Source organism: Sinorhizobium saheli (genome assembly GCF_001651875.1).
Taxonomy (GTDB): Bacteria; Pseudomonadota; Alphaproteobacteria; order Rhizobiales; family Rhizobiaceae; genus Sinorhizobium; species Sinorhizobium saheli.
The window spans coordinates 57,556-82,834 of sequence record NZ_LNQB01000058.1; the positions used below are offsets into that span (position 1 = coordinate 57,556).

24 protein-coding genes and 3 tRNA genes are annotated in these 25,279 nt (G+C 62.5%); 3 read left to right on the forward strand and 24 right to left on the reverse strand.

Translation table 11 applies throughout. The features are described from left to right. Positions 1 to 2: 2 nt before the first annotated feature. The 24 genes from ATB98_RS29635 to ATB98_RS05110 all read right to left on the reverse strand — a co-directional run bounded on the left by ATB98_RS29635 (position 3) and on the right by ATB98_RS05110 (position 23,065). Entirely contained in the window at positions 3 to 1,313 is a 1,311-nt protein-coding gene (locus ATB98_RS29635) for a lipoprotein-releasing ABC transporter permease subunit (protein WP_066869945.1), read from the reverse strand. An 18-nt stretch (positions 1,314 to 1,331) separates the two neighbouring features. After that, positions 1,332 to 2,660, reverse strand: a complete 1,329-nt coding sequence (proS, locus tag ATB98_RS29640) for a proline--tRNA ligase (RefSeq protein WP_066869948.1) — start codon at positions 2,658 to 2,660, stop codon at positions 1,332 to 1,334. Positions 2,661 to 3,428: 768 nt separating this feature from the next. Continuing rightward, the gene (locus ATB98_RS05005; RefSeq protein ID WP_066869951.1) at positions 3,429 to 3,698 is read right to left on the reverse strand and encodes a DUF1467 family protein; all 270 of its coding nucleotides are present in this window, start codon (positions 3,696 to 3,698) and stop codon (positions 3,429 to 3,431) included. A 128-nt stretch (positions 3,699 to 3,826) separates the two neighbouring features. Then, positions 3,827 to 4,231: a methylmalonyl-CoA epimerase gene (gene mce, locus ATB98_RS05010; protein ID WP_066869954.1), complete on the reverse strand. Its 405-nt coding sequence runs from the start codon at positions 4,229 to 4,231 to the stop codon at positions 3,827 to 3,829. A 121-nt stretch (positions 4,232 to 4,352) separates the two neighbouring features. Next, positions 4,353 to 6,020, reverse strand: a complete 1,668-nt coding sequence (locus ATB98_RS05015) for a ribonuclease J (RefSeq protein WP_066870013.1) — start codon at positions 6,018 to 6,020, stop codon at positions 4,353 to 4,355. 25 nt (positions 6,021 to 6,045) lie between these two features. Beyond that, on the reverse strand, positions 6,046 to 6,813 hold the full coding sequence (locus ATB98_RS05020) for a biotin--[acetyl-CoA-carboxylase] ligase (protein ID WP_066869957.1): 768 nt from the start codon (positions 6,811 to 6,813) through the stop codon (positions 6,046 to 6,048). Continuing rightward, the gene (gene nuoN, locus ATB98_RS05025) at positions 6,810 to 8,252 is read right to left on the reverse strand and encodes an NADH-quinone oxidoreductase subunit NuoN (RefSeq protein WP_066869960.1); all 1,443 of its coding nucleotides are present in this window, start codon (positions 8,250 to 8,252) and stop codon (positions 6,810 to 6,812) included. The genes ATB98_RS05020 and nuoN overlap by 4 nt, the downstream gene beginning before the upstream one ends. A 19-nt stretch (positions 8,253 to 8,271) precedes the next feature. Continuing rightward, positions 8,272 to 9,783 carry an NADH-quinone oxidoreductase subunit M gene (locus ATB98_RS05030; RefSeq protein ID WP_066869962.1) on the reverse strand — a complete coding sequence of 504 codons (1,512 nt, stop codon included), beginning with the start codon at positions 9,781 to 9,783 and terminating at the stop codon, positions 8,272 to 8,274. Continuing rightward, the gene (nuoL, locus tag ATB98_RS05035; protein WP_066869965.1) at positions 9,783 to 11,777 is read right to left on the reverse strand and encodes an NADH-quinone oxidoreductase subunit L; all 1,995 of its coding nucleotides are present in this window, start codon (positions 11,775 to 11,777) and stop codon (positions 9,783 to 9,785) included. The genes ATB98_RS05030 and nuoL overlap by 1 nt, the downstream gene beginning before the upstream one ends. Before the next feature lie 7 nt (positions 11,778 to 11,784). Continuing rightward, positions 11,785 to 12,093, reverse strand: a complete 309-nt coding sequence (nuoK, locus tag ATB98_RS05040) for an NADH-quinone oxidoreductase subunit NuoK (protein ID WP_066869967.1) — start codon at positions 12,091 to 12,093, stop codon at positions 11,785 to 11,787. Positions 12,094 to 12,121: 28 nt separating this feature from the next. After that, positions 12,122 to 12,736 carry an NADH-quinone oxidoreductase subunit J gene (locus ATB98_RS05045; RefSeq protein WP_066869970.1) on the reverse strand — a complete coding sequence of 205 codons (615 nt, stop codon included), beginning with the start codon at positions 12,734 to 12,736 and terminating at the stop codon, positions 12,122 to 12,124. Between the two features lie 141 nt (positions 12,737 to 12,877). Continuing rightward, positions 12,878 to 13,369, reverse strand: coding sequence for an NADH-quinone oxidoreductase subunit NuoI (nuoI, locus tag ATB98_RS05050; protein WP_066869974.1), 492 nt, complete (start codon positions 13,367 to 13,369; stop codon positions 12,878 to 12,880). 64 nt (positions 13,370 to 13,433) lie between these two features. Further along, entirely contained in the window at positions 13,434 to 14,477 is a 1,044-nt protein-coding gene (gene nuoH / locus ATB98_RS05055; RefSeq protein WP_066869977.1) for an NADH-quinone oxidoreductase subunit NuoH, read from the reverse strand. A 20-nt stretch (positions 14,478 to 14,497) separates the two neighbouring features. Beyond that, complete coding sequence (gene nuoG, locus ATB98_RS05060; RefSeq protein ID WP_066869980.1) at positions 14,498 to 16,576, reverse strand: NADH-quinone oxidoreductase subunit NuoG; 2,079 nt, start codon at positions 16,574 to 16,576, stop codon at positions 14,498 to 14,500. 101 nt (positions 16,577 to 16,677) lie between these two features. Continuing rightward, on the reverse strand, positions 16,678 to 17,310 hold the full coding sequence (locus ATB98_RS05065) for an NADH:ubiquinone oxidoreductase (RefSeq protein ID WP_066869983.1): 633 nt from the start codon (positions 17,308 to 17,310) through the stop codon (positions 16,678 to 16,680). A gap of 6 nt (positions 17,311 to 17,316) precedes the next feature. Continuing rightward, entirely contained in the window at positions 17,317 to 18,621 is a 1,305-nt protein-coding gene (nuoF, locus tag ATB98_RS05070; protein WP_066869985.1) for an NADH-quinone oxidoreductase subunit NuoF, read from the reverse strand. A gap of 12 nt (positions 18,622 to 18,633) precedes the next feature. Further along, a complete protein-coding gene (gene nuoE, locus ATB98_RS05075; RefSeq protein WP_066869988.1) occupies positions 18,634 to 19,464 on the reverse strand; it encodes an NADH-quinone oxidoreductase subunit NuoE in 831 nt (276 codons plus the stop codon). 16 nt (positions 19,465 to 19,480) lie between these two features. Further along, on the reverse strand, positions 19,481 to 19,726 hold the full coding sequence (locus ATB98_RS05080) for a hypothetical protein (RefSeq protein WP_066869991.1): 246 nt from the start codon (positions 19,724 to 19,726) through the stop codon (positions 19,481 to 19,483). After that, positions 19,726 to 20,916, reverse strand: coding sequence for an NADH-quinone oxidoreductase subunit D (locus ATB98_RS05085; RefSeq protein WP_066869993.1), 1,191 nt, complete (start codon positions 20,914 to 20,916; stop codon positions 19,726 to 19,728). The genes ATB98_RS05080 and ATB98_RS05085 overlap by 1 nt, the downstream gene beginning before the upstream one ends. A 56-nt stretch (positions 20,917 to 20,972) precedes the next feature. Continuing rightward, complete coding sequence (locus tag ATB98_RS05090; RefSeq protein ID WP_066869996.1) at positions 20,973 to 21,578, reverse strand: NADH-quinone oxidoreductase subunit C; 606 nt, start codon at positions 21,576 to 21,578, stop codon at positions 20,973 to 20,975. A gap of 17 nt (positions 21,579 to 21,595) precedes the next feature. After that, complete coding sequence (locus ATB98_RS05095; RefSeq protein WP_003531828.1) at positions 21,596 to 22,174, reverse strand: NuoB/complex I 20 kDa subunit family protein; 579 nt, start codon at positions 22,172 to 22,174, stop codon at positions 21,596 to 21,598. Further along, positions 22,165 to 22,530, reverse strand: a complete 366-nt coding sequence (locus tag ATB98_RS05100; protein WP_066869999.1) for an NADH-quinone oxidoreductase subunit A — start codon at positions 22,528 to 22,530, stop codon at positions 22,165 to 22,167. Before ATB98_RS05100 ends, ATB98_RS05095 begins: the two co-directional genes overlap by 10 nt. 309 nt (positions 22,531 to 22,839) lie before the next feature. Beyond that, positions 22,840 to 22,916 (reverse strand) — tRNA-Asp (locus tag ATB98_RS05105). Between the two features lie 72 nt (positions 22,917 to 22,988). Continuing rightward, positions 22,989 to 23,065 (reverse strand) — tRNA-Asp (locus ATB98_RS05110). 439 nt (positions 23,066 to 23,504) lie between these two features. Here ATB98_RS05110 and ATB98_RS05115 point away from each other — a divergent pair. From ATB98_RS05115 to ATB98_RS05125, 3 genes are all read left to right on the forward strand, one after another. Continuing rightward, a tRNA-Val gene (locus ATB98_RS05115) sits at positions 23,505 to 23,580 on the forward strand. 264 nt (positions 23,581 to 23,844) lie between these two features. Next, positions 23,845 to 24,090 (forward strand): hypothetical protein, encoded by a 246-nt coding sequence (locus ATB98_RS28750; RefSeq protein WP_153435814.1) that lies wholly within the window; start codon positions 23,845 to 23,847, stop codon positions 24,088 to 24,090. 372 nt (positions 24,091 to 24,462) lie between these two features. Further along, positions 24,463 to 25,203, forward strand: coding sequence for a DUF262 domain-containing protein (locus tag ATB98_RS05125; RefSeq protein ID WP_084435298.1), 741 nt, complete (start codon positions 24,463 to 24,465; stop codon positions 25,201 to 25,203). Positions 25,204 to 25,279: the final 76 nt, after the last annotated feature.

Sequence of the window (25,279 nt, forward strand, 5' to 3'; positions counted from 1 at the left end):
TGTTATTCGTACCGCAGCGCCTGCACCGGATCGAGGCGCGCGGCGCGCCAGGCCGGAAAGATCGTCGCAAGGAAGGAGAGCGCGAGCGCCATGACGATGACCGCGACCGTCTCATCGGCGTTCATGTCGGCCGGGAGCTGGCTCAGGAAATAGAGTTCCGGATCGAAGAGCATCGTGCCCGACATCCAGGAGAAGAACTGCCGGATCGATTCGACGTTCAGGCAGACGATGACGCCGAGAATGACGCCGGCGATCGTACCTGCGACGCCGATGGCGGCGCCCGTCATGAAGAAGATGCGCATCACCGAACCGGAGGTCGCCCCCATCGTCCGCAGGATGGCGATGTCGCTGCCCTTGTCCTTGACCAGCATGATCAGGCCCGAGACGATATTCAACGCCGCGACCAGCACGATCAGCGTCAGGATCATGAACATCACGTTGCGTTCGACTTCGAGCGCGGAGAAGAAGGTCCTGTTGCGGTCCCGCCAATCGGTGATGAAGATCTGTCGGCCGGCCGCCTTTTCGACCGGCTCGCGCAGCGCATCGACGGCATCGGGGTGCTCGGCGAAGATTTCGATCGACTGGACGAGGCCTTCGGCGTTGAAGAAGAGCTGCGCCTCCTCGAGCGGCATGAAGATGATCGTCGCGTCATATTCGGACATGCCGACCTCGAAGATCGCCGAAACCGTATAGGCCTTGACCCGCGGGTTCATGCCCAACGGGGTCACGTCGCCGTTCGGCGAGGTCAGGGTGATCGTGCCGCCGACGCGAATTCCCAATTGCTCGGCCATGCGCGAGCCGATCGCGACGCCGCTGCCCGAGGCGAAGCCGACGAGATCGCCCGACTGGATGTGCTCCGAGATGGATTTCAGTTTCGTCAGGTCGTCGGCGCGCAGGCCGCGCACCAGCGCCCCCGTCGAGGCGTCGCCGATGCCCTGGGCGAGAACCTGCCCCTCCACCATCGGAATGGCCATCGTCACGCCCGGTACCGCGGAAAATTTGGCGGCCAGATCGGCATAATTCGTCAGGGGGCCATCGAGCGGCTGAACGATCATGTGACCGTTCATGCCGAGGATGCGCGAAATGAGTTCGGTGCGGAAGCCGTTCATCACCGCCATGACGATGATCAGCGTCGCCACGCCGAGCATGATGCCGATGAACGAAAAGCCGGCGATGACCGAGATGAACGCTTCCTTTCGCCGGGAGCGCAGGTAGCGCCAGGCGACCATGCGCTCGAAGGCGGAAAAGGGACGGACGGAAGACATCTTGGATTGAGCGGCAGCCTGCACCTGCTCTTCCGTCGCCGCTGTCATCTTCGATCCCTTCGCCTCTTATTTCGTCGCGACCAGCTTGTTGATCGCGGCCTCGATCGTCATCGTCTCGCGCGCGCCGGTCTTGCGGTCCTTCAGCTCGACCTCGCCATTGGCGATCGAGCGCGGCCCGACGATGACCTGCATCGGCACGCCGATCAGGTCGGCCGTCGCGAACTTGGCGCCGGCGCGATCGTTCGTGTCATCGAGAAGCACATCGAATCCGGCCTTGCCGAGATCGGAGTAGAGCGTGCTGCAGGCGGCATCGCAAGCGGCGTCGCCGGCTTTCATGTTGATGACGACCACATCGAAGGGCGCGACGCTCTTCGGCCAGATGATGCCGTTCTCGTCGTGCGACGCCTCGATGATCGCCGGCACGAGGCGGGTGGGGCCGATGCCGTAGGAGCCCATGTGCACGGTGTGTTCCTTGCCGTCGGGCCCGAGCACCTTGGCGCCCATCGCCTCGGAATATTTGGTGCCGAAGTAGAAGATGTGGCCGACCTCGATGCCGCGGGCCGACAGGCGCTCTCCCTCGGGAACGGCGTTGAAGAGGGCCTCTTCATGCATTTCCGAGGTGGCGGCATAGCGCGAGGTCCACTTGTCGAAGATCGCCTTCAGGCCGGCGACATCGTCGAAATTCGTCTCCTCGCCCGGAATGTCGAAACCAAGGAAATCCTTGTGGCAGAAGACCTCGGACTCACCGGTGTCGGCGAGGATGATGAACTCGTGGCTCAGGTTTCCACCAATCGGCCCCGTATCGGCACGCATCGGGATCGCGCGCAGCCCCATGCGGTCGAAGGTGCGCAGATAGGCGGCGAACATCCGGTTATAGGCATGCTCCGCCCCTGCCCGGTCCAGATCGAAGGAATAGGCGTCCTTCATCAGGAACTCGCGCGAGCGCATGGTGCCGAAACGCGGCCGGATCTCGTCGCGGAACTTCAGCTGGATATGGTAGAGGTTGAGCGGCAGGTTGCGGTAGGACTTCACGTAGGAGCGGAAAATATCGGTGATCATCTCCTCGTTGGTCGGCCCGTAGAGCATCGGCCGATCCTGACGGTCCTTGATGCGCAGCATCTCCTTGCCGTAGGCGTCGTAGCGTCCGCTCTCCTGCCAGAGCTCGGCCGACTGCAGCGTCGGCATCAGGAGTTCGATCGCGCCCGAACGGTTCTGCTCCTCGCGAATGATCCGATTGACCTTGTCGAGCACGCGCTTGCCGAGCGGCAGCCATGAATAGATGCCGGCGGATTGCTGGCGGATCATGCCGGTCCTCAGCATAAGGCGATGGGAAACGATTTCCGCTTCCTTCGGATTTTCCTTCAAGATGGGCATGAAAAAGCGGGACAGGCGCATGACAGGTTCCAGAACTGGTGAATTCGCACTATCGACGGATTCGGGCGAAATGACGTTGTGCTTCGGCCGCCCCTTTCGCCTGCGAACAGCGAAAGCCGGCTGTTGCCTTTGAAATGGGGCTCTTGATTTTCCCGGCGGCATTTTCCCGGCGGCGCCGGCCGACGGGAAGCCTTCGAGTTCAGCGTTCATAGCTGCTTCGCGCGCGGAAGAAAACCCTGCCGCTGCGGCAGAGTGGGACGCGCGGTCGCCCCATGAGGAAGGTGGGCTCACCCTGCGTCAAAAGAGCACGCTAGTAACAGGACGAAGCCAGTCTCTGTCAACGGGAAAAATTTGCCTGACTGTAGCAAAAATGCAAAAAAACCAGATGACAGGGCCCAAGGTTTAAGCTAATTTCGGCTCACAAAACAGGCAGGAAGACCAAATTCTTGCCGAAATTCGCGGTCAAGTCTTGGGAGGATAAGATCTTAGGCGCGCTTGTTCGCTGCCGCCGGAAACGGATGAAAGATCACGCGAAACTTTGAAACAAGGCTTTGGCCTTGTTTTTTTTTGCTTTTCCGCCTCGCGCCGCCGCGAAGCAGTCTGCAAAAATGTCAATTTCTTGGCTGTCAAGGGTGCCACCCTGGTGGCGAGCGCTGGTCGCTGCCGCAAACGCAACGGAGCCGGCGTCACACCGGGGTCATCGATCGGATGCCTTTGCCCGCTGGCACAGTTTTTGCTCGCGCCTGCAGCGGGTGGAGATCCCTTCGAGCGAATGCGCTTTGCAAATGCTCAGTAGAATTTCGGCGCGAAGCGGGGAATGTCGTCGAGACCGTAGCCGAGCCTGACCGAGACGACGTACCAGCCGAGATGGACGATGGCGGCGATGACCGTCGTCAGCAGCACGACGCGAAGCGCGCGAAACCGCGCCGGCGCGCTCTCGACGGTGCCGGGCACGACGTCGTTTTCCTCGGCCTGCGTACGCACGCCGAGCGGCAACACCGCGAAGAGCGTGATCCACCAGATGATGAAATAGACGGCGAAGGTCGAAAACAGGGACATCCCGGAATCTCAAGGACGGCAGCGGACCGGAAGGCGCGCCGCCCGCCGGGTCGCCGCCGGAGTTACAGTTCGGGTGCCTTATAGCGCCGTGCGGCGCATCGGGCAAATTTCTCCGCCGCGCCCCACTGTCACACCTCCTCGAGCTCGATCAAGGTCCCCTGGAAGTCCTTGGGGTGCAGGAAGAGAACCGGCTTGCCGTGCGCGCCGATCTTCGGGTTGCCGTCTCCGAGCACGCGTGCCCCGGCCGCTTTCAGCCGATCGCGCGCGGCGAGGATGTCCGCCACCTCGTAGCAGATGTGATGCATGCCGCCGGCCGGATTCTTCTCGAGGAAGGCGGCGATCGGCGACGCGTCGCCGAGCGGCTCCAGCAACTCCACCTTCGTGTTGGGAAGCGTCACGAACACCACCGTTACGCCGTGCTCAGGCAGGGCCTGCGGCTCGGTGACCGAGGCGCCCAGCGTCGCGCGGTAACTCTCGGCGGCAGCCGACAGATCCGGTACCGCGATCGCCACGTGGTTCACTCTGCCCAGCATCGAACGCTCCTTCGGCCTCGGAACTCCCGCGCCCGCGTCTTTTCCCATGCATGTCGGCGCCCAAACCGTTCCAGACGTTTGAGCGGCATTGCATTACAGCACGTGGCAGGTCGCGCGAAAATCAGACTTTGGTGACGAACACCGTCACGACCGGCTTCTTGCCCCAGACCTGATTGGCCGTGCTGCGCACGGCGCGGCGAACCGCTTCCTGCAGGGTCGAGAGATCCTTCCGCTTCGCCCGCGGAATGCTCTCCACCGCCCCCAGCACCGCGTCATAGAGCGTGTCGTCCATCGCCTCGCCCTCGTCGTCATATTCCGGAAGACCGATCGGAACGACGTCCGGGTCGCCCAGGAAATCGTAACGGCTGTCGAGGACGACATTGACGGCGACGTGGCCGGCAAAGGAGAGCTTGCGCCGCTCGCCGATCCCCATCTCGTCGAAATCGCCGATCAGGGTCCCGTCCTTGTAGATGCGGCCGTGCGGTGCCTCGTCGATGACTTCCGCCGCTCCGGGAGCGAGCCGCAGCATCTGCCCGTTGCGCAGCCGCGGCACGTTGGCAATGCCCGACTGCCGGGCAAGTTCGGCATGAGCCGTCAGGTGTGCGGCTTCGCCATGCACCGGCACGACGATCTCGGGCTTCAGCCATTGATACATCTGCTGCAACTCGTTGCGCCGCGGATGGCCCGAGACGTGCACCAGGGCTTCGCTGTCGGTGATGATGTGAATTCCCTGCTCGATCAGGCCGTTCTTGATGTCGTTGATCGCCTTTTCGTTGCCGGGGATCGTGCGCGACGAGAAGACGATCGTATCGCCGGCCGAGAAGGCGACGTTGCGCATCTCGTCCCGGGCGATCTTGGCAAGTGCCGCCCGCGGCTCGCCCTGGCTCCCCGTCAGGATGACGACGACCTTGTCGCGCGGGATATAGCCGAACTCGTCCTCCGCCAGGAACGGCTTCAGCCCGTCCATCAGCCCGACATCCCGCGCCACATCGACGACCCGCTTCATGGAACTGCCGAGCAGCAGGACGTCCCGGCCCGCAGCCTCCGCCGCCTCGGCGATCGAACGGATGCGGCCGACATTGGAGGAGAAGCTGGTGATCCCGACCCGGCCCTTGGCATCGGCAATGATCTTGGCGAGGCTTTCCGAAACCTGCTGTTCCGAGGGCGAGACGCCGTCGCGCAGGGCATTGGTGGAATCGCAGACGAGCGCCAGCACGCCTTCCTCGCCGATCTGGCGGAAACGAGCCTCGTCGGTCATGGGCCCAAGCGAAGGATCGAGGTCGATCTTCCAGTCGCCCGTGTGCACGACGGTGCCGAGCGGCGTGCGAATGACGAGGGACATCGGCTCCGGGATCGAGTGGTTGACGCCGACCGCCTCGATGCTGAAGGGACCGACATTGATGCGGTCGCCCTGCTTGAAGAGGGTGACGGGGATCTCGCCGCGGCTCTTCTCGAAGTCGCGTTTCGCCTCGAGCATTCCGGCGGTGAAGGGCGAGGCATAGACCGGAACGTTCAACCCGGGCCACAGATTGTTCAGGCCACCGTAATGGTCCTCATGCGCGTGCGTGATGATGATTGCCTTCAGATTGCGCCGTTCCTCGGCAAGGAAGGCGATGTCGGGCAGCACCAGTTCGACGCCCGGCAATTCCGGCCCGGGAAAGGTTACGCCGCAATCGACCATGATCCACTGGCGATTGCCCGGCTTTCCATAGCCGTAAAGGCCGAGGTTCATGCCGATTTCGCCGACGCCGCCGAGCGGCAAGAACACCAGTTCTTCGTCTTGCGCCATTTCTTGATGCGCCTCTTTCATTCATTCATCCGAAAAACACGTCTCCGGCCGCAATGGCTTGCGGCGCACCGGAGCCCGTATCGAGTATCAGCCGGCCGTCCTGATCGATATCGACAAAGCGGCCGGAAAGCGACCGATCCGGCAGATTGACCGTGATCGGCTCGCCGATGCCCTTGGCCGCCGCCCGCCACTGATCGATGATCGAAGCCACCCCGGCGCCCCCGTTCCAAACGGACAGCGCCCCGGCCATGGTCACGAAGAGGTGGGCGAACAGCTCTTCGGGCGCGATCGTCGCGCCTTCCTGCCTGAGCGAGGTCACCGGATAGAGCGCCGCCTCGGGCACCGCCGCAATATTGACGCCGCAGCCGATCACCAGAGCGCGGCGCCCGTCCGGCAGGCTCTCGCCCTCCAGCAGGATACCGCAGGTTTTCCGACCATCGATGAGAATGTCGTTCGGCCACTTGATCGCCACCTCGGGCGAGCCCGGCGGCATTACCCGCCGGATCGCCCGGTGGACGGCAACGGCCGCCGCGAGCGGCAGCGAATGCAGCCTTGCGACCGGCGCCGGATCGATGAGGAGCAGCGAGGCGTAGAGATTTCCGGGCTCCGAGAACCAGGCGCGGCCGCGCCGCCCCCTGCCCCCGGTCTGGCGCGTTGCAGTGATCCAGAGATTGCCCGGATCACCCTCCCGCGCCCTTGCCAGGCACTCGCTGTTGGTCGAGACGGTCTCGGCGAGCGCGATGTGCCGGAAATCGTCGGGCGAAATCCGGCCGCCGCCTGAAGCGCCGGTCAAAAGAAGGACCGCGCCGCGGCTTCCGCGGCGTTTCCGAGCGGTCCGCCGATCAGAACGTATCCGAGCACGAAGAGGCCGGAGAGCCCGAAGACCAGCCGCAGTTCGCCGGCCGTGCGGGCGAATTCGCCCTTGGCCTCGTCGAACCACATGACCTTGATGACCCTGAGATAATAGTAAGCGCCGACGACCGAAGCCAGCACGCCGATGACCGCCAGCGCATAGAGATGCGCCTCGATCGCCGCGACGAAGACGAAATACTTGGCGAAGAAGCCGGCGAGCGGCGGAATGCCGGCAAGCGAGAACATCAGTATCGTCAGCACCGTCGCCATGAACGGATTGGTCTGCGACAGGCCGGCGAGATCATCGATACCCTCGACATGCTCGCCGTCCTTGCGGCGCATGGCGAGGATGCAGGCAAAGGTGCCGAGCGTCATCACCATGTAGATCAGCATGTAGATGAGCACGCCGCGCACGCCGGCCATCGAGCCGGCAGCGAGGCCGACCAGGGCATAGCCCATGTGGCCGATCGACGAGTAGGCCATCAGCCGCTTGATGTTTCGCTGTCCGATCGCGGCAAAGGCGCCGAGCAGCATCGAAGCGATCGAGATGAAGACGACGATCTGCTGCCAGTCGGCGACGACGGGTTCGAAGGCATTGATGACGAGGCGAACGAGGATCGCCATGGCTGCGACCTTCGGAGCGGCCGCGAAGAAGGCCGTCACCGGCGTCGGCGCGCCCTCGTAAACGTCCGGCGTCCACATATGGAAGGGGACGGCGGAGATCTTGAAGGCAAGGCCCGCAAGGATGAACACCAGACCGAAGACGAGGCCGAGCGAACGGCCTTCCGCCGTCAGGGCCGCCGCAATCTCGTCGAAGCCCGTGTGGCCGGTAAAGCCGTAGACGAGCGACATGCCGTAGAGCAGCATGCCGGACGACAGCGCGCCGAGGACGAAATACTTGAGGCCCGCTTCGGTCGAGCGGACGCTGTCGCGGTTGATCGCGGCGACGACATAGAGGGCGAGCGACTGCAGCTCCAGCGACAGATAGAGCGAAATCAGGTCGTTGGACGAGATCATCAGGAGCATGCCGAGGGTGGCGAGCACCAAGAGCACGGGGAACTCGAAACGGTCGATCTGCGCCGAGCGGGCATGGCCGACCGTCATCACCATCACGGTGATCGAGCCGATGAGCGCCAGGACCTTCATGAATTTAGAGAAGGGATCCGAGAGGAAGGCGCCGCCATAGGCCTCGCCCTCGCCCGTTTTCAGGACGAGCCAAAGTCCGGCGATGATGAGCACGGCGACCGCAAGTCCGGTCACGGTCGGCGCGGACCTTTCGCTCGAAAAGACGCCGATCATCAACAGGGCCATCGCGCCGACTGCCAGGATCAGCTCGGGGACCGAAAGTTGCAGGCTGGCGATAAGGGTTTCAGCTGTCATGTCCAATCACGTCCTGTGGTCATTGCACCGAAAGCGCAACGTTTTGCGCTGCCTGCAGGGCTGCGGCATAGTTGTTGACGAGGAGATCCACGGAGGCCGCGGTCGCGTCGAAGACGGGTGCCGGATAGACACCGAAGAAGAGCGTCAGGATCACCAGCGGATAGAGGATCAGCTTCTCGCGTGCCGACAGGTCGAGCAGCGCCTTCAGGCTCTCCTTCTCGAGCGCGCCGAAAATGACGCGGCGATAGAGCCAGAGGGCGTAAGCCGCCGACAGGATGACACCGCTGGTCGCGAACAGCGCAACCCAGGTGTTGACGCGGAAGACACCGACCAGCGTCAACACTTCGCCGATGAAGCCGGACGTGCCCGGCAGGCCGACATTCGCCATGGTGAAGACCATGAAGGCGACGGCATATTTCGGCATGTTGTTGACGAGGCCGCCATAGGCGGAAATCTCGCGGGTGTGCAGGCGGTCATAGACGACGCCGACGCAAAGGAAGAGCGCGCCCGAGACGATGCCGTGCGACAGCATCTGGAAAATGGCGCCCTGGACGCCCTGGACGTTGGCGGCGAAGGTGCCCATCGTCACATAGCCCATATGCGCCACCGACGAATAGGCGATGAGCTTCTTGATGTCGGTCTGCATCATCGCCACCAGCGAGGTGTAGATGATCGCGATGATCGACAGCGTGTAGACGAGCGGGCCGAACAGGTCCGACGCCAGCGGGAACATGGGCAGCGAGAAGCGCAGGAAGCCGTAGCCGCCGAGCTTCAGCAGGATGCCCGCCAGGATCACCGAGCCGGCCGTCGGCGCCTGGACGTGCGCATCGGGAAGCCAGGTATGGACCGGCCACATCGGCATCTTCACCGCGAAGGAGGCGAAGAAGGCAAGCCACAGCCAGGTCTGCATTTCGCGCGGGAAGTTATAGGCGAGCAGTTCCGTGATATCCGTCGTACCGGCCTGCCAGTACATCGCCATCATTGCGAGCAGCATCAGCACCGAGCCGAGCAAGGTGTAGAGAAAGAACTTGTAGCTCGCGTAGACGCGATCCCTGCCGCCCCATACGCCGATGATGATGAACATCGGGATCAGGCCGGCCTCGAAGAAGACGTAGAAGAGGATGAGGTCGAGCGATACGAAGACGCCGATCATCAGCGTTTCCAGGATCAGAAACGCGATCATGTATTCCTTCAGGCGCTTCTCGATCGTCACCCAGCTCGCCAGCACGCAGAACGGCATCAGGAATGCCGTCAGCGGAACGAACAGCACCGAGATGCCGTCGATGCCGAGATGATAGGAAATGCCGGTGCCCAGCCATTCCTTCTTCTCGACCATCTGGAAGCCCGGATTCGCGGGGTCGAACTGGTACCAGATGTAGAGCGATACGAGGAACGTGAAGATCGTCGTCAGCAGCGACACGTTCAGGATGTTGCGGCGGCCGTAGGCGCTGTCTTCCCTCGTCAGCAAGAGAAGCAGCACGCCGACGAGCGGCATGAAGGTGACCGCGGAAAGTACGGGCCAATCGGTCATCAGAAGGAACTCCCGAGCATCATCCATGTAACGAGCGCTGCGATGCCGATCAGCATGGCGAACGCGTAATGATAAAGGTAACCGGTCTGCAGCCGGACGACGCGATCAGTCACGTCGAGAACGCGCGCGGCGACGCCGTTCGGACCGAAGCCGTCGATCACCCGGCCGTCACCCTCCTTCCAGAGGAAGGTGCCGAGGCGCTTGGCGGTACGGACGAACAGGAAGTCGTAGAGCTCGTCGAAATACCACTTGTTCAACAGGAACTGGTAGAGACCGTGATGCTGGCGAGCGAGATATTTCGGCGTCTCGGGCGAGCGGATGTACATGTACCAGGCCGTGTAGAGACCGAGCGCCATCGCCACGAAGGGGCTCCACTTCACCCACAGCGGAACGTGATGGTACGCCTCGAGGATCTCGTTCTCCGGAAGGGTGAACAGCGCACCCTGCCAGAATTCGGCATAGTCGTGGCCGAAGAAATGGTCGTGGAACAGGAAACCCGCGACGAGCGCGCCGAGGGCGAGGATGTAGAGCGGCACCAGCATGACCTGGGGCGACTCATGCACATGATGCATGACGTCCGACGAAGCGCGCGGCTTTCCGTGGAAGGTCATGAAGGTCAGGCGCCAGGAATAGAAGCTGGTGAAGAGTGCGGCGATCACCAGCAGGCTGAAGGCGAAGCCGGAAACGATGCTATGAGACGCGAAGGTGGATTCGATGATCGCATCCTTCGAGAAGAAGCCCGCGGTGCCGATGACGGTGCCGGGAATGCCGACGCCGGTCAGCGCGATCGTGCCGATGAACATCATCCAGTAGGTGACGGGGATATGCGTGCGCAGCCCACCCATGTAACGCATGTCCTGCTCGCCGTCGACGGCATGGATCACCGAACCGGCACCGAGGAACAGCAGCGCCTTGAAGAAGGCGTGCGTGAACAGGTGGAAGATGGCGGCGCCATAGGCGCCGACGCCGAGCGCCACGAACATGTAGCCGAGCTGCGAGCAGGTCGAATAGGCGATGACGCGCTTGATGTCGTTCTGCACGAGGCCGACGGTCGCGGCGAAGAAGGCGGTGATGGCGCCGATCAGGGTGACGACGGTCAGCGCGTCCGGCGAAAGTTCGAAGAGCGGCGACATGCGGGCGACGAGGAAGACGCCGGCGGTGACCATGGTCGCCGCATGGATGAGCGCCGAGACAGGGGTCGGGCCTTCCATGGCGTCCGGCAGCCAGGTGTGCAGCAGGAACTGTGCCGACTTGCCCATCGCGCCCATGAAGAGCAGCAGGCAGGCGGCCGTCAGCGCATGCGCCTTGTCGAGTTGCATGCCGAAGAGATTGATGACTGCTTCCCCGCCCCCGGCGCCCTCGGCCGGCAGATAGCCCTGCGCGGCGGCGAAGATGGTCTCGAAATTGACCGAACCGAAGAGCACGAAAACGCTGAAAATGCCGAGGGCGAAGCCGAAGTCACCGACGCGGTTGACGATGAAGGCCTTGATCGCCGCGGCATTGGCCGAGGGCTTCTTGTACCAGAAGCCGATCAGCAGATAGGAGGCGAGACCGACGCCTTCCCAGCCGAAGAACATCTGCAGCAGGTTGTCGGCCGTCACGAGCATCAGCATCGCGAAGGTGAAGAGCGAAAGATAGGCGAAGAAGCGCGGACGGTGCGGATCGTGGTGCATGTATCCGATCGAATAGATATGCACCAGCGTCGAGACCGTGTTGACGACGACGAACATCACCGCGGTCAGCGTATCGACGCGCAGGGCCCACGCGACATCGAAGCCGCCGGATTGGATCCAGCGCAGGACCGAAACCGTGATCATCTCCTCTTCACCGAGGGCGATGTCGAAGAACACGAACCAGGAGAGCGCCAGCGCGACGAGCATCAGTCCGCTGGTCACATATTCGGATGCCTTGGCACCGATCTGAGTGCCGAGGAGACCGGCGATCAGGAAGCCGATCAGAGGCAGAAAGACGATAGCCTTGATGATGGTGTCCATAGCCCTGTCAGCCCTTCATCGTGTTGATGTCTTCGACGTCGATCGAGCCGCGGTTGCGATAGAAGACGACGAGAATTGCAAGTCCGATGGCCGCTTCTGCGGCCGCGACGGTCAGGATGAACAGCGCGAAGACCTGACCGGTGATGTCGTTCAGGAATGCCGAGAAGGCTACCATGTTGATGTTGACGGCGAGCAGGATCAGCTCGACCGACATCAGGATGATGATGACGTTCTTCCGGTTGAGGAAGATGCCGAAGACGCCGAGCGTGAACAGGATGGCGCTGACGGTCAGATAGTGGGAAATTCCGATTTCCATGAGTGTGGTCCTCGACCTCGCGTCCCGGTTAGATGCCCTGCCCCGGCTTGACCGTGACCACCTCGACGGCGTTCTCGGGCGTGCGGGCGACCTGGCGCGGAATGCTCTGGCGCTTGATGTTCTGACGGTGACGCAGGGTGAGCACGATGGCGCCGATCATGGCGACGAGCAGCACCAGCCCCGCGATCTGGAAGAAATAGACATAGTGGGTGTAGAGGACGTCGCCGAGCGCGGCGGTATTGGTCCGCTCGCTGACCGCCGGGATCGGCATCGAGATCGCCTTTGCAATCTCCGGCGAGAAGGTCGCGCCACCGACGACGATGATGAGCTCGGCCGCGAGGATCAACCCGATCAGCGCGCCAACCGGCGCATATTCGAGAACGCCCGCACGAAGCTCGGCGAAATCGATGTCGAGCATCATCACCACGAAGAGGAAGAGAACGGCCACCGCGCCGACATAGACCACCAGCAGGATCATCGCCAGGAACTCGGCACCGGTCAGGAGGAAAAGCCCTGCCGCATTGACGAAGGTCAGGATCAGGAACAGAACCGAATAGACCGGATTCTTGGCCGCGATGACCATGAATGCCGACGCCACCGCGATGAAGGCGAAGAGATAGAAAAAAAGAACCTGCAGACCCATGATCGGTGCCTTTTTCGTCTTGCTCGGCGTGAAGGCCCGGCCCCCACTCCATGAGGCAAAGCCGGACGTCCGTCCGGCCGATGCCCAAACCCGTTTTGCATGCACCGCCTTGCGGCACGATGCTGCGTTCTTGCGGATGGCTCAGCGGTAGGGCGAGTCCATCGCAATGTTGCGCGCGATCTCCCGCTCCCAGCGGTCACCGTTGGCGAGCAGCTTCTCCTTGTCGTAGTAAAGCTCTTCGCGCGTTTCGGTGGCGAATTCGAAATTCGGCCCTTCGACGATGGCGTCGACCGGACAGGCTTCCTGGCAGAAACCGCAATAGATGCACTTCACCATGTCGATGTCGTAGCGCACGGTGCGGCGGGTGCCGTCGTTGCGGCGCGGGCCGGCCTCGATGGTGATGGCCTGGGCAGGACAGATCGCCTCGCAGAGCTTGCAGGCGATGCAGCGTTCTTCACCGTTCGGATAACGGCGCAGCGCATGCTCGCCGCGGAAGCGCGGGCTGACCGGCCCCTTCTCGAAGGGATAGTTCACCGTCGCCTTCGGCTTGAAGAAGTAGCGCATCGACAGAAAGAAAGCGCCGATGAATTCCTTGAGGAACAGCGAGCTGACGGCTTGCGAAAGACCGGCCATCATTAACCTCCAAACTTGCCGGCCCGGGAGAAGCCGGCGGTATGCAGCGAAGCGTGAGCGGCCATCATGCCCAGCCCATCAGCTTCAGAACGAATGCGACGATGACGACCATCGCCAGCGACAGCGGCAGGAAGACCTTCCAGCCGAGACGCATCAGCTGGTCGTAGCGGTAGCGCGGCACGAAAGCCTTCACCATCGCGAACATGAAGAACACGAACGAGGCCTTGAGCACGAACCAGACGATGCCGGGCACCCAGTTCAAGAGCCAGATATCCACCGGAGGCAGCCAGCCGCCCATGAAGAGGATGGTCGTCAAGGCGCACATCAGGCAGATCGCCGCGTATTCGCCGAGCATGAACATCATGTACGGAGTCGAGCCGTACTCGACCATGAAGCCGGCGACGAGTTCGGACTCCGCTTCCGGCAGGTCGAAAGGCGGACGGTTCGTCTCGGCGAGCGCCGAGATGAAGAACACGATGAACATCGGGAAGAGCGACAGCCAATGCCAGTCGAGGAAAGAGGCCGGCAGGCCGAGCATCGTTCCGAGGCCGTCGGATTGCGCATTGACGATGTCGGTCAGGTTCAAGGAGCCGACGCAGAGCAGCACGGTGACGATGACGAAGCCGATCGAGACTTCATAGGAGACCATCTGCGCGGCGGAGCGCAGCGCGCCGAGGAACGGATATTTCGAGTTCGACGCCCAGCCGCCCATGATGATGCCATAAACCTCGAGAGAAGATATGGCGAAGACGAAGAGGATGCCGACATTGATGTTCGCGATCACCCAGCCCGCATTGAGCGGGATGACCGCCCAGGCCGCGAGCGCCAGCGTCACCGAGACGAGCGGCGCGAGCAGGAAGATCGTCTTGTTGGCGCCGGCCGGGATGACCGGCTCCTTGAAGACGAATTTCAGAAGATCGGCGAAGGACTGGAAAAGTCCCCAGGGCCCCACCACGTTAGGACCGCGGCGAAGCTGCACGGCGGCCCAGATCTTTCGGTCGGCGAGCAGGATGTAGGCGATGAAGACCAGCAGCGCGACCAGAAGCAGCAGCGACTGGCCGATGATGATGGCCGTGGGCCAGACGTAGCTCGAAATGAAAGCGTCCATGATGCTCTATTCCCTCGCGCTCATTCCGCGGCAGCTTTGAAATTGTTGCGCGCCAAGGCCGAGCATTCGGCCATGACGGCGGATGCGCGCGCTATCGGGTTCGTCAAATAGAAGTCTTTGACCGGAGACGCAAACGCGGATTTCGCCATCGCACCGGCTTTTTGTGCCAGTGCGGCAATTTCGTCGCTGCGGCCGGCGGCGATCACGTCGACTTCGGCGAAATGCGGATGGGCGGCGTAGAGCCTTGCGCGCAGTTCACCAAGCGAATCGAAGGGCAGCTTCTTGCCGAGCACGTCGGAAAGCGCGCGGATGATCGCCCAGTCCTCGCGGGCTTCGCCCGGTGCGAAGTTGGCGCGGGTGCCGATCTGCACGCGGCCTTCCGTGTTCACCCAGGTGCCGGACTTTTCCGTGTAGGTCGCGCCGGGCAGGATGACATCGGCCGCATGGGCGCCGTTGTCGCCGTGCGAGCCGATATAGACGGTAAAGCCCTTCCTCGCGGAAAGATCGATCTCGTCGGCGCCGAGCAGGAAGAGCACATCCATGGCGCCGACCATTTCGGCCGCCGACCTGCCGCCCTCTCCGGGCACGAAGCCGAGGTCGAGCCCGCCGACGCGGGCGGCCGCGGTATGGAGCACGGCAAAGCCGTTCCACTCGGTCGTGACCGCACCGACGGCCACCGCGAGCTTTGCGGCATTGGCGAGAACGGCGGCACCGCCCTCCCCTGCGAGCGCACCCTGGCCGACGATGATCAGCGGGCGCACCGCCTTCTTGAGCGTCGCGAAGAACTTGCCCTTGCCCGAGACGAGCTCGGCAAGGCTGTCGGTACCGGCGCCGAGATACTCATATTCGTAGCGCAGTTCGCCCTGCTCGCCGATGACGGCGATCGGGAAATTGCCCATGCGATAGCGCTTGCGGATGCGCGCATTGAGCACCGAGGCCTCGAAACGCGGGTTGGAGCCGATGACGAGGAGCGCGTCGGCGCTTTCGATGCCCTGGATCGTCGGATTGAAGATGTAGCTTGCGCGCCCGAGCGACGGGTCGAGGGCGGCACCATCCTGCCGGCAATCGAGGTTCTGCGAGCCGAGCGAGGAGACGAGCTCCTTCAGCGCGTACATTTCCTCGACGGCGGCGAGATCACCGGCGATCGCGCCGATCCTGTCGCCGGAGGTCGCGGCGACCGCCGCCTTGATTGCCTGGAACGCCTCGCTCCAGCTTGCCGGCTGCAGGCGGCCGTCCTTCTTGACATAGGGACGGTCGAGCCGCTGCGTCTTCAGGCCATCCCAGATGAAGCGGGTCTTGTCGGAGATCCACTCCTCGTTGATGTCCTCGTTGACGCGCGGCATGATGCGCATCACCTCGCGGCCGCGCGTGTCGACGCGGATCGCGGAGCCGAGCGCATCCATGACGTCGATCGATTCCGTCTTGTTCAGTTCCCACGGACGCGCGGTGAAGGCGAAAGGCTTCGAGGTCAGCGCGCCGACCGGGCAGAGATCGACGACGTTGCCCTGCAGCTCCGAGGTCATCGCCTGCTCGAGATAGGTGGTGATCTCCGCGTCCTCGCCGCGGCCGATCAGGCCGAGTTCGGCGATGCCGGCGACTTCCGTCGTGAAGCGGACGCAGCGGGTGCAGTGGATGCAGCGGTTCATCACCGTCTTGACGAGCGGACCGATGTACTTGTCCTCGACCGCACGCTTGTTTTCCTGATAGCGCGACGTGTCGATGCCGAAGGCCATCGCCTGGTCCTGCAGGTCGCACTCGCCGCCCTGGTCGCAGATCGGGCAATCGAGCGGGTGGTTGATCAGCAGGAATTCCATGACGCCTTCACGCGCCTTCTTGACCATCGGCGTGGTCGTGAAGATTTCCGGCGCTTCGCCGTTCGGGCCCGGACGCAGGTCGCGCACGCCCATGGCGCAGGAGGCGGCCGGCTTCGGCGGGCCGCCCTTCACCTCGATCAGACACATGCGGCAGTTGCCGGCAACCGAAAGCCGCTCATGGAAACAGAAGCGCGGAACCTCGGCGCCGGCCTCCTCGCATGCCTGAAGCAGCGTGAAATGATCCGGGACCTCGATCTCTTTTCCGTCGACTTTCAGCTTTGCCATCTTCGTACTCAATCCTGTCTTTCGTCCGCCTGCCTTTTCTGGCGGCGGACAATTCCGTCACGGCCTTGCCGCTTGCTGTGACGACCGGGCGGCCGTCACCGTCATTTCTTCCGCGCTCCGTGAAGCGCCTTTGCCTGTCCGATCCAGTCGTCGCGCATGATCCGGCCGTCAAGGCCGAGCTCGCCGTCGAGCCGCGCCGCATCCGCCTCGCTCAGGGCAGCGATATCGGCGAAGCGGCGGAACCCTCTGCCGCGGAGCACCTGCTCGAGCTTCGGGCCGATGCCGGAAATGCGCTTGAGATCGTCGCCCGCACCGCCCCTCGGCCCCGAGGCGGCGGGCTTTCTCGCGGCGCGCGGCTTGCTCGCGGCCGGAGCGGGCGACGCTTCGGTAGCCTGCCGGGCGGCCGGCTGCGGCGCGACGGCCGGGGCAGGCTCCTTGATCCCGGCCGGCTCGGCTTCAAGCGGGGCGGCGCTTTTCTGCAGGGCGCTCGCGGCCCCCTGCATCGCGCCGAACATGATGCCGGCGATGTGGCTCGACAGGCCGAAGCCGAGGGCCGTCGCCGCTGCGACCGCCGCCGTGGGCGGTGCGATCAGCGGATGCAGACCCATCTTCGGCATGGTCCTCATCCATTCGGCCATGCCGAACGGATCGGCTGGATCAACACCGATGACCCCCGCGAACGGAATGGCTGGCGCCGCTTCCCTTCCCTGTCCGTCCCTGCGTGCCCCGGCCATCGCGCCTTACTCCGCTGCTTCCAAGACGGCGCCGTGCGGCGTCGCATTGCGCGTGTATTCGTCGATCCGCTTTTCCATTTCCGGACGGAAATGCTTGATCAGGCCCTGGATCGGCCAGGCGGCCGCGTCGCCGAGCGCGCAGATCGTGTGCCCCTCGACCTGCTTCGTCACGTCGAAGAGCATGTCGATCTCGCGCTTCTGGGCGCGGCCCTGAACCATGCGCTCCATCACCCGCATCATCCAGCCGGTGCCTTCGCGGCACGGCGTGCACTGGCCGCAGCTCTCGTGCTTGTAGAAGGCCGAAAGCCGCCAGATCGCCTTGATGATGTCGGTCGACTTGTCCATGACGATGACGGCGGCCGTTCCGAGGCCGGAGCCGAGCTCGCGCAGGCCGTCATAGTCCATGATCGCGTCCTTGATCTGCGCACCGGGCACGCAAGGCACGGACGAGCCGCCGGGGATGACGGCAAGCAGGTTGTCCCAGCCGCCGCGGATACCGCCGCAATGCTTGTCGATCAGCTCGTGGAACGGGATCGACATCGCGTCCTCGACCGTGCAGGGCCGGTTGACGTGGCCGGAAACCGAATAGAGCTTGGTGCCGTGGTTGTTCGGGCGGCCGAAGCTCGTGTACCAGGCGGCGCCGCGGCGCAGGATGGTCGGCGTGACCGCGATCGATTCGACGTTGTTGACGGTGGTCGGGCAGCCATAGAGGCCCATGTTCGCCGGGAACGGCGGCTTCAGGCGCGGCTGACCCTTCTTGCCCTCAAGGCTTTCGAGCAGCGCCGTCTCCTCGCCGCAGATATAGGCGCCGGCGCCGTGATGGACGAAGACGTCGATGTCGTAGCCGAGCTTGTTGTTCTTGCCGAGCAGGCCGTATTCGTAGCACTCGTCGATCGCCGCCTGCAGCGCTTCGCGCTCGCGGATGAACTCACCGCGGACATAGATATAGGCGGTGTGCGCGCCCATGGCGAAGCTCGCGATGACGCAGCCCTCGATCAGCGTGTGCGGATCGTGGCGCATGATGTCGCGGTCCTTGCAGGTGCCGGGCTCCGACTCGTCGGCATTGACGACGAGGTAGTGCGGGCGGCCATCGCTTTCCTTCGGCATGAAGGACCATTTGAGGCCCGTCGGGAAGCCGGCGCCGCCGCGGCCGCGCAGCCCCGAGGCCTTCACCTCGTTGATGATCCAGTCGCGGCCCTTTTCGAGGAGCTCCTTGGTGCCGTCCCAGTGGCCGCGTGCCATCGCGCCTCTGAGCGACTTGTCCTTGAGGCCGTAGATATTGGTAAAGATGCGATCTTCATCTCTCAGCATGGGTTCACCTCTTTACCGCGGCTTCTTCGCAGGCTTGGACTTGTCGACCGTCTCGCCCTCGATCCTGGCGTTCCTGGCCGAGGCCTTCTTCGCCGTCGCCGGCGTCTTCAGGGTCGGATTGGTCACCTCCGCCGAGGTCTTCGGCTTCGCGGCGTTCGAGGGCGGCACGCTGACCGCCTTGTCGCCATCGCCCTTGCTTGCGCGGGCCGGCGCCTTCTTCGTTTCGGCCTCGTCCGGCGTCTGCAGGGTCGTCAGGCCGCCGACGGGGGCGGAATAGATGCGGTCGATCTGCGGACCCGGCTCGACGTCGGCGCCCTTGCCGGCGTCGAAGAGGTCGATGATCTCTTCAAGCCGCTCGGCCGTCAGATCCTCGAACGTGTCCTTGAAGATCATGACCATCGGCGCGTTGACGCAGGCGCCCTGACATTCGACCTCTTCCCAGGAGAGCGTGCCGCTTTCGTTCAGAGTGAAGGGCTCGGCGGCAATCTTGCTCTTGCAGACCTTGATCAGGTCTTCCGCGCCGCGCAGCATGCAGGGGGTGGTGCCGCAGACCTGCACATGCGCCCTGGAGCCGACCGGCTTCAGCTGGAATTGCGTATAGAAGGTCGCCACTTCGAGCACGCGGATATAGGGCATGCCCAGCATGTCGGCGACGGATTCGATCGCCGCCTTCGTCACCCAGCCATCCTGTTCCTGGGCGCGCATCAGCAGGGGGATGACCGCCGACTGTTCGCGGCCCTTGGGGTACTTCTGGATCGTTGCCTTGGCCCAGGCGGCGTTTTCCCTGTTGAAGGCAAAGGTCGCTGGCTGGACAGTGTCTTCGGCTAGTCGACGAACGGACATTCTAGTGGACACCCTATCAGTTAATCGAACCGCACCGCGATTTCGTCAGCGAGACGAATTCGCAGGCATAGGCTGACTGGTCTTTCTGCAAAAATACGATGTAGCGCGTGCCGTTGGCGACCGCCGCCTTGATCTCGTAACCCTTCGACAGGAGCGCCGACATGGCGCCGCCGGTGGACGCCTGGCTGTCGACGTCCTCCTGGGCGAAGGCCGCGGGAGCGAGCGCGAGAAATCCGAGAGCGGCGTACGGCGCCAGGCGCATCAGCGGTCCACCTCGCCGAACACGATGTCGAGGGAGCCGAGCACCGCCGAGACGTCGGCGAGCTGGTGTCCGCGACAGAGGAAGTCCATGGCCTGGAGATGGGCATAGCCCGGCGCACGGATCTTGCAGCGATACGGCTTGTTGGTGCCGTCGGAGACGAGATAAACGCCGAACTCGCCCTTGGGCGCCTCGACCGCGGCGTAGACCTCGCCGGCGGGCACGTGGTAGCCCTCGGTATAGAGCTTGAAGTGGTGAATCAGCGCCTCCATCGAGCGCTTCATCTCGCCGCGCTTCGGCGGAACGATCTTGCCGTCGAGGGAGGAGATCGGCCCGACCTTCGCGTCGCCCAGCAGGCGATCCACGCACTGGCGCATGATCCGGGCCGATTGGCGCATCTCGATCATGCGGATGAGGTAGCGGTCGTAGCAGTCGCCGTTCTTGCCGATCGGGATGTCGAATTCCATGTCCGAATAGCATTCGTAGGGCTGCGCACGCCGCAGGTCCCAGGCGGCACCCGAGCCGCGCACCATGACGCCGGAGAAGCCCCAGGCCCAGGCATCCTCGAGGCTGACGACGCCGATATCGACGTTGCGCTGCTTGAAGATGCGGTTGCCGGTCAGAAGCTCGTCGATGTCGTCGACGGTCTTCAGGAACGGATCGATCCAGTTGCCGATGTCCTCGACGAGCTGATGCGGCAGGTCCTGGTGCACGCCGCCCGGACGGAAATAGGCCGAGTGCATGCGGGCGCCGCTCGCCCGCTCGTAGAAGACCATGAGCTTCTCGCGCTCCTCGAAGCCCCAGAGCGGCGGCGTCAGCGCGCCGACGTCCATCGCCTGCGTCGTGACGTTGAGGAGATGCGACAGGATGCGGCCGATTTCCGAATAAAGCACGCGGATGAGCTGGCCGCGGATCGGCACTTCCGTGCCCGTCAACCTCTCGACGGCAAGCGCGAAGGCATGCTCCTGGTTCATCGGCGCGACATAGTCGAGCCGGTCGAAATAGGGCACGGCCTGCAGATAGGTCTTCGCCTCGATCAGCTTTTCGGTGCCGCGGTGCAGAAGGCCGATATGCGGATCGACGCGCTCGACGATTTCGCCGTCGAGCTCCAGCACCAGACGCAGAACGCCGTGCGCCGCCGGATGCTGCGGGCCGAAGTTGATGTTGAAGTTGCGGACGTTGTGTTCGGTCATACCGATTGCTCCAGGCCGGGCGGCATCCGCGTGGGATTGCCACGGGCCGACTTAACTCACCGTGCCTTCGCCTTCTCGTCGCCGGGCAGCACGTAGTCCGTGCCTTCCCAGGGCGAAAGGAAATCGAAGTTGCGGAATTCCTGCCTCAGCTCGACGGGCTCGTAGACCACCCGCTTGATCTCGTCGTCGTAACGCACCTCGACGAAGCCGGTGAGCGGGAAGTCCTTGCGCAGCGGATAGCCTTCGAAACCATAGTCGGTCAGGATGCGCCGCAGGTCCGGATGGCCGGTGAACAGAATGCCGTACATGTCGTAGGCTTCCCGCTCGAACCAGTCGGCGCCCGGATAGACGGGGGTCGCCGAGGGGACGGGCTCGTCCTCGGCGGTCGCGACCTTGACGCGGATGCGCAGGTTCTGGCGCGGCGAGAGCAGATGATAGACGACGTCGAAGCGCTTCGGCCGCTGCGGGTAGTCGACGCCGCAGATATCGATAAAGCTGACGAAGCCGCACTGCACGTCGTCGCGCAGGAAGGTCAAGAGCGCGATGAGGTTCTCGGCCTCGACCGTCACCGTCAGTTCGCCGTATTCGATGGCCGAATCGGCGATCAGCGCGCCGCGCGTCTCGCGCAGATAGGAGGCAAGCTCGTTCAGGGCTTCACTCATTTCAAAGACCCTTGTCCTTAGCGCTCGATCGTGCCGGTCCGGCGGATCTTCTTCTGCAGCAGGAGCACGCCGTAGAGCAGTGCTTCTGCCGTGGGAGGACAGCCTGGCACGTAGATATCGACGGGCACGACGCGGTCGCAGCCGCGCACCACCGAGTATGAATAATGGTAATAGCCGCCGCCGTTGGCGCAGGAGCCCATGGAGATGACGTAGCGCGGCTCGGGCATCTGGTCGTAGACCTTGCGCAGCGCCGGCGCCATCTTGTTGGTGAGCGTGCCGGCGACGATCATGACGTCGGACTGGCGCGGCGAGGCGCGCGGCGCGAAGCCGAAGCGCTCGGCATCGTAGCGCGGCATCGACATCTGCATCATCTCGACCGCGCAGCAGGCGAGACCGAAGGTCATCCACATCAGCGAGCCGGTGCGCGCCCAGTTGATCAGTTCGTCGGTCGAGGTGACGAGAAAGCCCTTGTCGGCGAGCTCATTGTTGATCTCGCCGAAGAATGCGTCATTGCTGCCGATCGGCTTGCCGGTCGCCGGATCGAGGATGCCCTTCGGCTGCGGCGCAACGAGCGTGGTGCCGGATGCTAGTTCCATTCCAGCGCTCCCTTCTTCCATTCATAGATAAAGCCGACCGTCAGGACCACGAGGAAGACCATCATCGACCAGAAGCCGAACCAGCCCAGGTCCTTGAACGACACCGCCCAGGGAAAGAGGAACGCAACTTCCAGATCGAAGATGATGAAGAGGATCGACACGAGATAGAAGCGGACGTCGAACTTCATGCGGGCGTCGTCGAACGCATTGAAGCCACACTCATAGGCCGACAGTTTTTCCGAATCAGGCGCCTTGAAGGCGACGGCGAAAGGAGCGACCAGGAGTGCGAGGCCGATCACAAGCGCGATTCCAATGAAAATCGCGATCGGAACATAGGAACCGAGAAGTTCAGTCATTGTTATCCGTCCCTGCCCGCGGGGAGCACCGAGAGAGGCGCTTCAAGGAGATGGTGCCGCAGGCCGAAAAGTATGTTGCAACGCCAGAGTGGTTAGCGCAGGCCGCGCCCCGGCGCAAGCCTTGAAGGGCCATTTAAACCGGTCCGCGACATAGGATGGCGCGGTACCACCTCCCCACCCGAGGCACAAGCCGTGCATTTGCCTTGCCGGCCCACTTCATTGCAAAAATGCGACGCCGGGACACATTGCCGCAACGCACAAAAAGCTCGACCCGGGTGATCAGCCATGACCATGGAATCAAGGGAGAAATGGCGCGAGTGACGGGGCTCGAACCCGCGACCTCCGGCGTGACAGGCCGGCACTCTAACCGACTGAGCTACACCCGCGCATCATGGCCTCGCATGGCCATTATCTCATCATAGGCACCATTTGAGAATGGTGCGGCAACCTTTCAAGAGTGGCGCGAGTGACGGGGCTCGAACCCGCGACCTCCGGCGTGACAGGCCGGCACTCTAACCGACTGAGCTACACCCGCATTCCCTTGACTGGCCAGGGCGCTCGCGCACCCCGATCAAAGCGGCCCTGCCGTTTGATGAGCGGCTAACTAAGCGGTTCGCATTTGGGTGTCAAGCGTGTTTGAAGACAAATCCATGACGGAGCGATTTTTGATCCACAGGGCGAAAATCGGCCGTGTCCGCAACAGGCGCGACCCGCCCCGCGGATCGCCGCCACCCCTATGGCACGCGCAGCTCGTGCGCCCCTTACGCTGCAGCAGACGATGCACCGGCAAATCGCACCGCTGACCTGCCCTCCCCTCACCGATTGATTTGTCCACAGGTGCCGCCGGCGCGACCTGCCGCCCGCGACCCTCCACAAAAAAATCGGAAAAAATCGCGCAAATGCTCTTGCGGTTTTTGCCGGTTGCGCATAGATCACGCCCACCGACGCGGCGGACATTGCTTCGCAACGCGAAGGGGCGATTAGCTCAGTTGGTAGAGCGCCTCGTTTACACCGAGGATGTCGGGAGTTCGAGTCTCTCATCGCCCACCATTCTATTGACTTGAAAATCGTTGGATTCCCCTGCGTTACAAGGCTGTTCGCCATTTTGAGCGCGAAATGAGCTTTCAAAAGGCGCGCCCCGGTGAGATCGGCGGGCCCTCCCTATATGGATCACTTCACTACGCCACGAAGCCGTAACCTCCGGGACACGTGCCAATGCGCGAGCTACTTCCCTAAAATGGCTACGGTGCTGTGCCAAAGGTCCCCTTCGGAACTACGGGTTGTCTCCGCACCAACGTGCAGCAGTTTATACTCATGTGCATCGATGTAGTGATTTATTGCTTCAGCGAAGTGTTGCTCACCATCGATCCTTTCGCCGCAATGTTTGCAGCCGGTAACGATATCGGTGCTGATCCGAACTACTTGAGTTGCGGCCTGATAGTAATTGTCGATGCTCATTGGGGCAGCCTCCGCTGTGAGGGTTCAGTACGCGCGATCACAGTTGGCGATAATGATACGGAAAGCTGCACCGGAAAAGTGCTACGCTTGATGATTGAATGACGCGAGGACTACGAATGAGACGGATGACGAAGGCTCAGCAACCCGAGTATGTGCCACGGCGCGCGCGAACTTGCGCGGACGGGGGAATTTAGTGAGTGGTATGCAGTCGAGGTTTATCTTCGGCATGAGGAAGGATGCCTGGAAGCGCGTCATGTGCTCGACAACGAACGCATTCGGAACGAGTTGGACCGCCTTTGTGAAGAAGCCCACTCCAAACCGACCGCTTAGCCATCCTGGGCTTTGTTACCGCCTGCCAAAGCAACGGTAGAAGCTGAAGCACAAGCCCGCCAGTGAAGATCGGCGGACGTTTTGTCGTCGTCATTGCCCAGAAGAACCACGCGGGATATGTTCCCCGCAAAGATGGAGAGCTTCATGGTTGATGAGTCGAAACTCGAAAGTGAAATCACAACAGACGCGGTCGATTTTTCATTCGGAGAGCTTTTAAACCTTCACCGTGAAAAAGAGATCATCATCCGCCCAGAATATCAACGGCTTTTCCGCTGGAGCAATGAGCAGCGCTCCCGGTTGATCGAGTCCGTCATACTCCGACTTCCGATACCGCCTATCTTTCTTGTCGAGAACGAAGACAACGTTCTTGAATTGATAGATGGGCTGCAAAGAACAAGTTCGGTTCTGCAGTTCCTTGACCACAGTGCGATCGAACAGCCAGAGCTTGTTTTAGAAGGATGTGACATCCTAAAAGCTTTGAATGGCATCAGATACGATGACCTCTCAACGTCGCTCAAGTTAAAGATCAAGCGGACTCCGATCCGAGCTATCATCATCAAAAAGTCCGGCGATCAATTCGTGAAGTACGAAATGTTCAAGCGCCTTAATACTGGCGGCTCTTTGTTGTCAGCGCAGGAAATCCGAAATTGCTCTTCCCGAATGATAACAGGCGGGGAAATCTTCTATTCGGCCCTTCAGAACTGGGCAAAGGTCGCAGACTTCGAAGGCGCTATCGCCCGGCTCCCCGCCGTGAATAAGGATATGCGAGCCGATGAAGAATTGGTTCTGCGCTTTTTCGCCGTCAAAAACTATCGCGAGGGCTTTAAGGGAAATATTGAAGAGTGGCTTAATAACTATATGGAAGACATTCTTCTTAGGAACTGAACCGCGCCGGGTTTGCCGGAGGCTCCAACTTCTGAGAAAGTGGAGCCGATATGAGCAAGACAACAAACAAATTTTC